The sequence below is a fragment of the Apibacter sp. HY039 genome, from assembly GCF_004023655.1.
Taxonomy (GTDB): Bacteria; Bacteroidota; Bacteroidia; order Flavobacteriales; family Weeksellaceae; genus Apibacter; species Apibacter raozihei.
This window is the reverse complement of sequence record NZ_SAYM01000001.1, coordinates 521025-533390: the sequence shown is the minus strand read 5'-3', so window position 1 is coordinate 533390 and position 12366 is coordinate 521025. Positions and strand designations below refer to the sequence as shown.

Annotated in this window: 6 protein-coding genes; 5 read left to right on the top strand and 1 reads right to left on the bottom strand. The window is 31.8% G+C overall.

What is annotated here, in order from left to right; all coding sequences use genetic code 11:
• Position 1: 1 nt before the first annotated feature.
• The 5 genes from murC to EQ921_RS02355 are packed head-to-tail and all read left to right on the top strand — an operon-like array spanning position 2 to position 5787.
• Positions 2–1363: a UDP-N-acetylmuramate--L-alanine ligase gene (gene murC / locus EQ921_RS02375; protein ID WP_128330416.1), complete on the top strand. Its 1362-nt coding sequence runs from the start codon at positions 2–4 to the stop codon at positions 1361–1363.
• The gene (locus EQ921_RS02370) at positions 1347–2075 is read left to right on the top strand and encodes a cell division protein FtsQ/DivIB (protein WP_128150838.1); all 729 of its coding nucleotides are present in this window, start codon (positions 1347–1349) and stop codon (positions 2073–2075) included. The genes murC and EQ921_RS02370 overlap by 17 nt, the downstream gene beginning before the upstream one ends.
• 2 nt (positions 2076–2077) lie before the next feature.
• Positions 2078–3466 (top strand): cell division protein FtsA, encoded by a 1389-nt coding sequence (gene ftsA, locus EQ921_RS02365; protein WP_128330415.1) that lies wholly within the window; start codon positions 2078–2080, stop codon positions 3464–3466.
• 12 nt (positions 3467–3478) lie between these two features.
• Positions 3479–5314, top strand: coding sequence for a cell division protein FtsZ (ftsZ, locus tag EQ921_RS02360; RefSeq protein WP_128330414.1), 1836 nt, complete (start codon positions 3479–3481; stop codon positions 5312–5314).
• Positions 5315–5340: 26 nt separating this feature from the next.
• Entirely contained in the window at positions 5341–5787 is a 447-nt protein-coding gene (locus EQ921_RS02355; RefSeq protein ID WP_128150832.1) for a GatB/YqeY domain-containing protein, read from the top strand.
• Between the two features lie 99 nt (positions 5788–5886).
• On the opposite strand, the gene EQ921_RS02350 is transcribed toward EQ921_RS02355, so the two are convergent.
• Positions 5887–12267, bottom strand: a complete 6381-nt coding sequence (locus tag EQ921_RS02350) for a T9SS type B sorting domain-containing protein (protein WP_128330413.1) — start codon at positions 12265–12267, stop codon at positions 5887–5889.
• Positions 12268–12366: the final 99 nt, after the last annotated feature.

Sequence of the window (12366 nt, the reverse complement as noted above, 5' to 3'; positions counted from 1 at the left end):
AATGACAGATATTCATACATATAAGAATTATTATTTTCTAGGCATTGGTGGAATTGGAATGAGTGCCCTTGCACGTTATTTCAAATTTTCAGGCTCACAGGTTTATGGATACGATAGAACCCGTACTCAGCTTACGCAAACGCTGGAGAAAGAAAATATAAACATTATATATGATGATGAAATATCATTATTAGTACCTGGAATCAATCCAGAAAATACACTAGTTGTTTATACTCCGGCAGTATCAAATCAATTAAAAATTAAAAACTATTTTACAGAACAAGGATTTACAATACTTAAAAGATCTCAGGTATTAGGAGAAATTACACAAACGTCCCAATGCCTTGCTATAGCCGGAACGCATGGTAAAACCACAACAACAACTTTATTAGGTCATATATGCAAATATGCCGATGTACCTGCCACCGCTTTTTTAGGAGGAATATCTGCAAATTATAAAAGCAATTTCATATATAACGGAACTCAGATATCAATAGTTGAAGCGGATGAATTTGATCGTTCATTTTTAACCCTTTCCCCCAATATGGCTGTAATCACCTCTACCGATGCAGATCATCTGGATATTTATGAAGATTCGAATCAAATTATAAAATCATTTAATGATTTTGCCAGCTTAGTTCCAGAAAACGGTTTTCTTTTAGTTAAAAAAGGTCTTCCTATTGAAGCTAAACATCATACTTATTCAGCGTACGAAAAAGCAGAATTTTATTCAGATAACATCAGAATTATTGATAACACATTTATTTTTGACTTGATAACACCTGATAAATCGATTAAAGATTTAATTATACATCTTCCGGGAAAACACAATATTGAAAATGCAGTTGCGGCATTAACTATAGCCCTTCAATTAGGAATTGAACCTGAAATTTTAAGAAAAGCTCTTGAAGAATTTAAAGGTGTAGGAAGAAGATTTATACAAACGAAATACAGCAATGGAAAAATTTATATTGATGATTATGCACATCATCCTACCGAGCTCAATGCTGCAATAGACACTGTAAGAAATTTGTATCCGGGTAAAAAGCTGTTAACATTATTTCAACCACATTTATTTTCCAGAACAAGAGATTTTGCCAGTGATTTTGCCAGAAGTCTGGAAAAAACAGACGAGCTGTTATTATTGGAAATATATCCTGCAAGAGAAGAACCTATTTCAGGGATAACTTCAAGCTGGTTAAGTGACATGGTAAATTTAAAAGCAAAAGAAGTGACATCTTTAGAGCATGCACTCGATGTTTTAAAAACTAAAGATTTTGACGTGCTTCTAACCGTAGGAGCTGGTAATATTGACACATTATATGAACCTATTAATGATTATTTAAATGAAATTAAAGTATAGATTTTTAAAAATATTTCTGTTAATTATTTCTTTAGGTTTCTTAATGAATTTTGCCACCCAAAGACATAACAACAAGGAGATACACAAAATACAAATCCATATTGAAAACTCTGATAAAGTACATTTTGTAACAGAGCCCATGGTGAAAAATATAATCAATATTTCATCAAAAAACGGAAAAAAGGCTTTAAAGATTAAAGATATAGATATAATAAAAACTGAACAAAATTTAGATGCAAATCCATTTGTAATACAGAGTAATGTGTATATTGACTTGGAAGGTATTGTTAATGTAACCGTTAGTCAAAAAATCCCAGTAGTACGGATTAAAACAGCAAACGAAGAGTTTTATTTAGATCAACAAGGAAATAAATTTCCATTGTCTAAAAATTTTTCTTTTCCCTGCCTAATGGTTTCCGGAGATATAAAACCTGATGAGTATGCAAATTTAACTTATCTGTGCAAACTCATCTCTGTTGATAACTTGTTTAAAAATCATATTATAGCAATAGAAAAAGACAAAAGAAAATCCTATAACTTTCTTTTGAATATTCCTGGAGTCTATATAGAATATGGCGATCTCGCAAATAGCCCTCAAAAACTGACCAACCTGAAAGAATTTTACAAGCAATACCTGGACTATGTAGGTTTTAATGCCTATAAAAAAATTAGTTTAAAATATGACAATCAAATAGTTGCAACAAAAAGATAAATATGAACAACAACAACATTGCAGTAGGTTTAGACATAGGTACAACAAAAATTGTAGCTATAGTCGGTCAGCGGAATGAGCATGGAAAATTGGAAATCCTGGGAATGGGAAGAGCCAAAAGTTTAGGTGTTCACCGTGGTGTAGTCAATAATATTACCCAAACTATTGATTCTATAAAAAAAGCTGTTGCAGAAGCGGAAAAAGCAGCAAATTATAAAATTACGGATGTTACAGTAGGTATTGCAGGACAACATATAAGAAGTCTGCAACACAGTGATTATATTTCACGTCCTAATTTTGACGATGTTATAGACGACACTGATCTAGAAAGACTTAAAGAGCAGGTACATAAACTGGTTATGCTTCCGGGAGAAGAGATAATACATGTTTTACCTCAGGAATATAAAGTAGATTCACAAACAGAAATTATAGAACCCCGAGGTTTTCATGGAAGCAGACTTGAAGCCAATTTTCATGTTGTAGTAGGACAAATATCTTTAATTCGGAATATTGCCCGTTGCGTAAAAGAAGCCGGATTGAATCTTGTAGGTATAACGCTGGAGCCTTTAGCTTCTTCTGACGCAGTGCTCAGCCAGGAAGAAAAAGAAGCTGGTGTAGCCCTTATTGATGTTGGAGGTGGTACTACCGATATTGCTATATTTAAAGATAATATTATCCGTCACACAGCGGTTATTCCTTTCGGAGGAAATGTAATTACTGATGATATAAAAACGGGATGTTCCATTATTGAAAGACAAGCAGAAATATTGAAGGTAAAATATGGCTCTGCCTGGCCTTCCGAAAATAAAGAAATTGAAGTTATAAGCATTCCTGGATTGCATGGAAGAGAACCTAAGGAAATTACGGTAAAGAAACTATCACAAATCATACATGCCCGCATTGAGGAAATCATTTCATTATCGTATCTTGAATTACGAAATTACGGAAACGAAGAGCAGAAGAAAAAGCTAATAGCAGGAATTGTAATGACCGGAGGAGGATCTAAGCTTAAACATCTGCGTCAGTTAACTGAGTATACAACAGGTATGGATGTAAGAATAGGCTATTGTAATGAACACCTGGCAAGCGGTCAGCCTGAAGAACTGGCTAGTCCCGAATATGCTACAGCTATTGGTTTATTGATGACTGGTCTGGACAATCTGGAAATACAAAAAGAAAAACAACAAAAAGTTCAACCTTCCATACAACCTGCACAAAACGTTGTTAGTGCGAAAGAAGAAAATTCAGGAAATGTAAGTGCTGAAACTATTATAGAAAAGAAAAAAGAAGAAAAAACTCCTGAAAAAGAGAAAAAAGTACGAGAAAAGAAAAAATCAATCTTTTCAACTTTTCAGGAAAAATTTATTAAATACATTAACGATACAGAATAAACCTAAAAAACGATGGATAATACAACCGACAATAACAAGTTATTTTTCGAGCTACCTAAAAACAGGCCTTCTGCTATCAAAGTGATAGGTGTAGGAGGCGGAGGTAACAATGCTGTGGGATACATGTACGACCAAGGAATAACAGGAGTAGATTTTATTGTATGTAATACAGATGCTCAGGCATTAATCAGTAATCCTATTCCCAACAAAATACAATTAGGAAATACCCTGACGGAAGGATTGGGTGCTGGTGCTAATCCTGAAATCGGAGAGCAGGCTGCTCTTGAAAGCATGGATGATATAAAAAATGCTTTGGGGGAACAAACCAAAATGGTATTTATAACTGCAGGAATGGGCGGAGGAACCGGAACCGGAGCAGCGCCTATTATAGCAGGAATTGCTAAGGAAATGGGGATACTGACCGTTGGTATTGTTACCATTCCTTTTTCTTTTGAGGGACGTGCACGTTTGGAGCAGGCTGAAAAGGGACTTGAAAAAATAAGAAAAAGTGTAGACTCTTTAATCGTTGTAAAAAACGATAAATTAAGAGAATTATACGGAAACTTAGGATACAAATCTGGTTTCTCAAAATCGAATGAAGTATTAAGTACTGCAGCTAAAGGAATTGCAGAAGTAATTACAAAAAATTACTCTATAAATATAGATTTAAGGGATGCTAAAACCGTTTTAGCAGATAGCGGAACAGCGATTATGGGCTCTGCTATAGCCTCTGGACCTAACAAAGCTCAGGAAGCTATTATGGCTGCACTTGATTCTCCATTATTGAATGACAATAAAATAACTGGTGCCAAAAACGTATTATTACTAATTGTTTCGGGAGACGATGAAATTACCGTTGATGAAATTGGTATAATCAATGATCATATTCAGTCTGAAGCAGGAAACAGTACGAATATTATCATGGGTATTGGTGAAGATGAAAGTCTTGGAGATAATATCAGCGTAACTGTCATTGCTACAGGTTTTCCTGTAGATGATGAGAGACACAGCGGAAAAGAACAGGAAAAAATAGTCCATACATTAACCGATGATATGCTTACTTCAGGAACTTTAAACATTAGTTCAAGAAATCTTTCTTCAGATACGAAAAAAAATGATGAGCCTCAAATTATTTCCAGCCCTGTAAAGCAACAAGTTCAGCCATCTAAGCAAGACGAGGAACCACCACAAAGAATAATTACACTTGAAGATGAGGAAGAAATCACAACATTCGGTATTTCTAATCGTCCTGACCCTATTATTCCATCTTTCAATTTTGAAGATGAAATGAATATTATAAAAAAAGAATATCCTACAAATAATACTTCTGTAGGACAGGGACCAGCAACTTCCTCTTTTAGTACTGAAAATAGAGAAGATACTCCTCCCGAACCCACGGTAACTAATCAAACAACTATTTTTACTCTTGATGAAGCTGACGATTTTACGCAAAAAATAAATTTACAGGCTGAAATTGAAAAAAACATACAACCGGTTGAGGTTAAAGAGGAACCTAAAACCGAATACATCAGAACAGAAGAGATTCAAACTAAACATCCGATACAGGAAACAGATAGCCAAAATCCTCAAAGTTCAGAAGAACTGAATTTCTTAATGGAAAGAAAAATTCAGGAAAGAAGAGAAAGATTAAAAAAATTAAACAGTAAATTTCAGGGTCTTGCTAAACAAAATGTAGATGAAGTGGAAAAAGTTCCTGCCTATTTAAGACAGGGAATTGATTTAGATGAAACAATAGATTCTAATCAAAATTCGGATATATATTTCAATAAAAAATCGAATGAAATACAGATTCGTCCTAATAACTTTTTTCATGACAATGTTGACTAATATTAAGACTACAAAAAAAAAATTTTATGAGTTTAGAAAGTAAAATAATGGATGCGATGAAAATCGCAATGAAAGAAAAGGATAAAGTAGCTCTTGAGTCTCTGCGTGCAATTAAGTCTCAACTATTACTTTTAAAAACGGATGGTACAACAAGCGAAGTTTCACCGGAACAGGAAATTGCCCTATTACAAAGGCTAGTGAAGCAAAGAAAAGAGGCTTACGAGCAATTTAAAGCTAATCAAAGGGAGGAATTAGCAGAAAACGAACTTGCTCAATCAAAAGTTATAGAACAATTTTTACCTGCTCAGTTATCAGTTGAAGATCTGGAAACTGAACTAAAAAAAATTATAGAAGAAACTGAGGCCAAAGACATTAAAGATCTTGGAAAGGTAATGGGTGCTGCAACCAAAAAATTACAAGGTAAAGCAGATGGAAAAATAATTTCAGAAACTGTTAGGAAGTTGTTGTCCTAATATTATCTTTTGTTTTTAAAGCCGGTCTAGTACCGGCTTTATTATTTATTACAAAAAAAATCAGGATTGTATATCCTGATTTTTTGTTGTTATTTTCGGTTATCTTGTGTTCTCATTAAAATTTCTGAGCATAATCCAGCCTGTATATTGTCTTCCATCTGAAATTGTTACAATATACCAATAAGAAGCAGTCGGTAACACCCTTCCTAAATATTTACCATCCCAGACAAAACAAGTATGAGACTTTTCTTCAAATACCAACTTACCATATCTGTCAAATATTTTTACATGAGATGGCTCTTTTATCAGGTGTAATCCGCACATCCTCCAAACATCATTATAACCATCATTATTAGGAGTAATGACATTATAAATACCAAAAATTATACCCTGAGAAGTTAGGGATTCACAACCATTTGCTTTCGAACGGACATAAAAAGTGTAAATACCCGGTTCCAAATTCGAAAATGTATTACTCAACTGCCAATTGATATTGTCAATTGAATATTCTAAAGGGGCTGGACCTTTAGCTATTACTGTAATATAATCTTTACCCTGGTTCAAATCTATTATCACAGGTTTTTCTAGTTCTTTAACTTCAATAGTGAAGGTCAGTGTACAGGATAATCCATAATTCAAATTTTTAGTAACCGTTAATTTATAAATTCCAAACTGATTTACATTTACATATCTTGAATTACCTATAATTCTACCATTAAACTCCCAAACGTATTGGTCGAAATTTCCTCCGTCTAGGTTTGTCTCGGTATCCGGACACATGTAAACTGTTTGTTCCGGAACCTCTGGTGAATACGTTTTAAGTTTTATTTTAGCAACCGAAGGACAATAAGTACCGTCTAAGTCTTCAACTCTTACATAAACATAGTCTTCATATTTAATAACATTAAAGTAGTTAGATAATTCAGGTTCTTGAATACTCGTATCACTTCCGGAGACCTCATCCTTGTTTGCATTTTTAGCATCTTTTTCATTTTTATAATATTTTATTGAAGCCTTTGGCAAGACCTTATATTCAGGGGTAAGCAAATTTAAATTAAATGATGTAAAACCGTCTAAGTCACTATCGCAGGCTTCAAGCTCACCATCTTTTAAAGAGATTACCGGATGTGTCACGAACTTTAATGTATTAATACCGATACAACTGGTTGTACTATCTTCTACTCTGAAATAATAAACATGTTCCATATTTATCTCAAAGTACTTATTTTTGTCAATGGAAGATGTTCCATTTATAGCATCTTCTTTTGTTAAATAATAAGATATTTTATTTCGTGTTAAGTCCGATACTATCAAAAGATCTATATCTTTTAATAAAACATCGTCATATTTTCCATTCAAATCAGCATCGCAAGTTACATAAACCAATGCATCTGGTTTTGGAGTATTTTTTTGTTCTATAGTAATTAAACCATCATAATAACAAGTCAGGTCTTTATATTCAAATCTAACTTTTATAATTTCTTTCAATTTCCCTGCTAGTGGTGAATATTTTGTTATAGTTTCCGGTATTGTCGCCTGTGTATCTTCTACTCTTCCAATTTCTACATCTGCATCATTAAAGAAAATTATACGGATTTGTTTATATATAATTTCTAATTTTTCTTTATCAGTAATACCTATTGAGGCTAACATCTGTTTTTGTAATGCCCATAAATCTACTATAGTTTTATTTCCTTCAGAAGTATACTCACAGATTTCTGTGGTCTGATTTTCAATATTAATAAATGGATATACTTTAATTTTTATTTTAGCCAGGTTATCACATAAGAGTCCTTTTGAATCACTAATTCTAACAAAAACCTCATCAACCGGATAAATACTTTCTTTGCGTACTACTTTAGTTGTATAATTTGATGGATTTAATATTGGGTTTTTAGCAGCTCTTGCATCACCTTCATTTTGATAATATGTGAAAGCTGCGTCTTTTGAATTAATTATCTGTTTAGCAAATGCTGTTAAATCTACACTGTTAACAATACCGTTTAAATCTTTATTTTCACAAACAGATACATCGATTTCTTCATTATCTAAAAGTATTTTTGAAGTTACATTTACAGATAAGAAGCTCACTGTACTACATTTACCATCTTTTCGATCTATTTTAATATAGATACGATAAAATAAAGGATCTGTAGGTGATGACGGTTTTTCCAACTCTTCCTGTTTAATGGTAAAATTTATCGGGCTCTCTGCTTTTCCCGCTGTTACATTTACCGCATCTTCATATTCCCTGTAATATGTAAAATTATAATGCTCTTCGATATACGCCGGGTCTTCCCTAACCACTTCACTTTTGTATTTGTCCAGATCAGCAATTACATAGGTATTATCCAAAATTCCATCTGACTCATCACAAATATTTATGAAACCGCCAACTTCTTTAGGTATTAAAGGAACGCTAAAACTTATTTTTCGAATAATAAAGCAACAACCCGAGGTTTCACAATTTAGCTTATAAACAAATTTTACCCATACTTCACTTCCTTCACTTACCTCATATTCTTCAGGAGTATTGATTAATACATTATTAATTGCATTAGATTTTGTAGAATGAAATGTTATGTTAAAATCCGTTAAGTTATATTCGGATCCAATCATCTGAGCCGGTAAGGTATTTAAATCAACATATACTCTTTTTTCATCGTTACAAATTTCATCGGTAATATTGTTCACATTTAATTCAGGATAAGCCTCTATCTTCAGAGAAACAATACTAAAGCACCCGTTTTTATCCTCCACTCTGACCCAAAACACTATAGGTAGTTGATTTATTACAGTTGTCCCAGCAGAAATTTTAGAAGTATCGCTATATGCCTGATCATAAGATTTGTAATATTTAAATATAAAATCATCAACCTTCTGAGAATCTGTTAAAAATTTACTATTGAAGTTATTTAAATTCACAACTTCATTAACTGTTGTCTCATCACTGTTTTTTGTGTTATTATTACAAATTTTTACTAAAATATTAGAATTCAGCTTTGGAGATTCTGCTAGTGAAAATGTTAATTTGTATACCTTAAAACAATTATTATAAATGATTTTAACCCAAATTTCAGTATTTTGATTTATCCAGAAAGAACTAAGTTTATCTGTACCTTCATTTGCCTGACTTTCTGTATAATAAAATTCAAACAACATGGTATTATTTAATTCGGGATTATTTTTAATCAAAGGATCAATTATGTATTGTTTTATATTCGAAGAAGTGATAAGTTCTTTTCCATCATTTTCAAAATCACAAATTGTTAAACTTGTATTGGGTACATCAGGAGCCATTACCAGTGTTATATCTACAGGTAAAACTTTAAAACAGCTGGTTTCGCCATCATCAACTCTCATGTAAATTTTTAAAGGATTAGATAATCCTGCATCTGCATTAAAATAAACAGGAGTACTTTCATCTGTATATTTCCCAATATATGCGGAACTTCCAATATCATTATTTTCAGCCTCTTTCTGACTCGTAAAAAATTTGATTACGGCTCCATTTGAACTTTCAATAATTTCAGAGAGATCAACTTTTTCTTTATTGTCTCTATCTAAATCGCAAACAATCAAATTTTTATATTTAGGTAGTTTTACAGCCGTAGTAAATTTAAAATTTATTTTGACTATTATCTGACATTGATTTTTAAAATCTAATCTCACGTAAGCAGACATCTGAGATGGTATGAGATTTTGATTAAGTTCAAATTTCCTTGGGTCTGTAGCTGATTCTATATTCCCCGCATGAGCAAGATTTAAAGTTGAGTAATAACTAAGTGTATATAAATCACTAATTGGATTCTTCAGATCCTCTAATTGTTCTTTAGTTAATAATAATTCAATATCATTTAAATCTGATGCATCTTTCTTATTTTTAAGAATAAGCTCTACAATATTTATATTTTCTACTTTATCATCGTTAAAATCACATACAATATATTCTGGCGTTTCTTTAACCTCAATTGATTCAAGATAGAATTGAATATCATAGGAGTATCTACACCTATTAAATCTTACAACCGCATAAAGAAATTTAGGATTATCAGATAGCTTTAAAGTATAATAGCTATCTTTAATCATTCCATTCAGATGCTTATCATCAACCAGAAATAAATCTCTATCCTCTTTATTATCAAAAAATATAACTTCATCATACGGATCTTCTCCAAAAGTAGGTGCAGGCTTACTGTACTTATATAAGCCTGATAACATTTTTTTGTAAATATCTAAATCAATTCTTTCCTCTCCATCGTTAAATGTGTCACATATTGTAAAGAGTTTAACATCAAAATTTTCATATTTTGAAACCAAGAATGTTAATGAATTAACTCCTATGGTACCTGAGGGTAGTTTATATTTTAAATAGACAGTAAAATTAGATGGAGGAGTAATACTATATAAATATTTTGGTGCTGTACCTGTTATAGGCAAAGCTACAGTACAAGCTGCATTTTTATAAAAACCTAAAATTTCTACCGAACTCCAGGAAATGGAAGTTTTTTGAAAGAATAAAGGTAAGTATCCACCGGATCCCAAATCTATAATTTCCGGGTCTTTAACATCACATAAATAAGGGGTTAAACCTCCGGGAATTGGTTCTGGATCTTCCTGGTCGTCACAATCTGTTCCTTCCATAAATATCAATTCCGTTCTGCTATCCTGACAAAAATCCGGATGAGAAGCTTTTACATAAATAACTTTATTTAATTTTAATAAATAATTTTCCGGATCATATATTTTTTGGGTATAAGTCGAATTTTCATAAAATTCCCAAACAATTGAATTTAGTGCGGGATTATCAGATGCATCTGTTAGTAATAAGTTTCGGTATTTAGTTAGATTTTCAATTACCAGCTGTCCTTCTTTTATAGAACATATATAGACTTTATCGGATTTTAATTCAATTTTTTTAACTAATCTGATTGTAAAGGGTACTATTGTGTAACACTCTTTATCATTTATATTTTTGTCCCATGCTTTTATATAAAACGTTTGGCTTTTAGTTACTGAAGATGTTACATCTACCAAATAATTACTCGCAGACGTACTTGATAATTCAACCTGATTACTATCTAAAAAAACATAGCTTACATTTGAAGGTACTCCATGTGCAAATGAATACAAATTTACCACCTCTTTATTGTCATTACCTATATCGCAAACTTTAAATTCTTTTCCGCTAACTAAAACGGGACGTTTATTTAATTTTAAATTTATTGTTCCAATACTATAACAAATTCCACTTTTTAAAACTTTAACATATACTGTCTGATTGGATGAAAAAGAATAGCTAACAGCTTCTTCATCAGATATAGGTATGGTTAAATTTGAGTTTTTATAGTAGGTAAATGTCATTTTATTATCAGAATTGATTTTATCTTCATAGGATTTTAAGTTAATTGTATAACTTTCACCTTGATTAATACAGAATGGACCTACATTAACTTGATTAGCTGTAGGAAATTCATCTGAAAATTTCACATTTATAATATCTTCAACTGTAATGATTGTACATCCATTATAAGAAACCTGTACTTTATATGATGTATCAGCAGATGGAGAAACATCAATAGAGTTACCTGTACCAATATTGACATTATTACTATTAAACCATTTTACTGAAATGTCTGTTTTTCCGTTAGGGGTAAATCTCCAAGCTTCTTTACTGGCTTCCCATTCTCCTGTATTTCTATCGGGTGGAGAAACTCCCAAGCTTCCTGTAGAATTCATAATTCCTATAACCGAACGCTTTTCCTTACGGGTATTAGGATTTAATTTTTTCTCACCCACGTAAACATCTATTACATTTAGTGTTTCATATAAAACTATTTGAGAAGATGAATAAATAGTTTCGTTTATAGGGGTAAATTGAGGTACATTATCATAACTTACAGTAAACTTTCTATAGGGAGCTGTTCCTTCCTGATGAATTCTAATTTTACCGTTTTGATCTTTACCTCCACCTATAAACATATCATGGTAAACACCAAAAATAGCACTTCTTGGCAAACCTGAACTCGGAACATTTCCTGCTATTCTATAAGAACAATCCTTTTTTGCCTGAGAAATATCAAAACTAACAACACCATTATCACTTATAATAATATAGTTATATTTAACTCCATAAAAGCAAAATTCAAAAGGAAGCTTTATTTTATCACTAAAAATATCATCTTGTTTAGAACCCGGACCTTGAGTTATATCTATAGCGGTTCCTTTGGAAAAATCTATATCTGATGGATAGTTTATTGATGTTACCTCATATGTATTTGTTTGTTTTAAAACAGGATATTGGGCTGTTAACCTAATAGTTTTACCATTGTAATATTTATAATCACAATCAACATCTATATTATCAGACGTTCCATTGTGATCAATAATTTTAACCCATGGATTCTCAACTAATTGAGAATAGGAATAGGCAGCAGTAAATACTACGAGCAATAACGAATAAATGTATTTAATTTTCATAACAGATAATTTATCCGAATTATTAAAAAGTTTAATTATATATACTTTATTATAATTGGAATTAAATATCTGTAAATATACGGTTTTTATCTTAATATA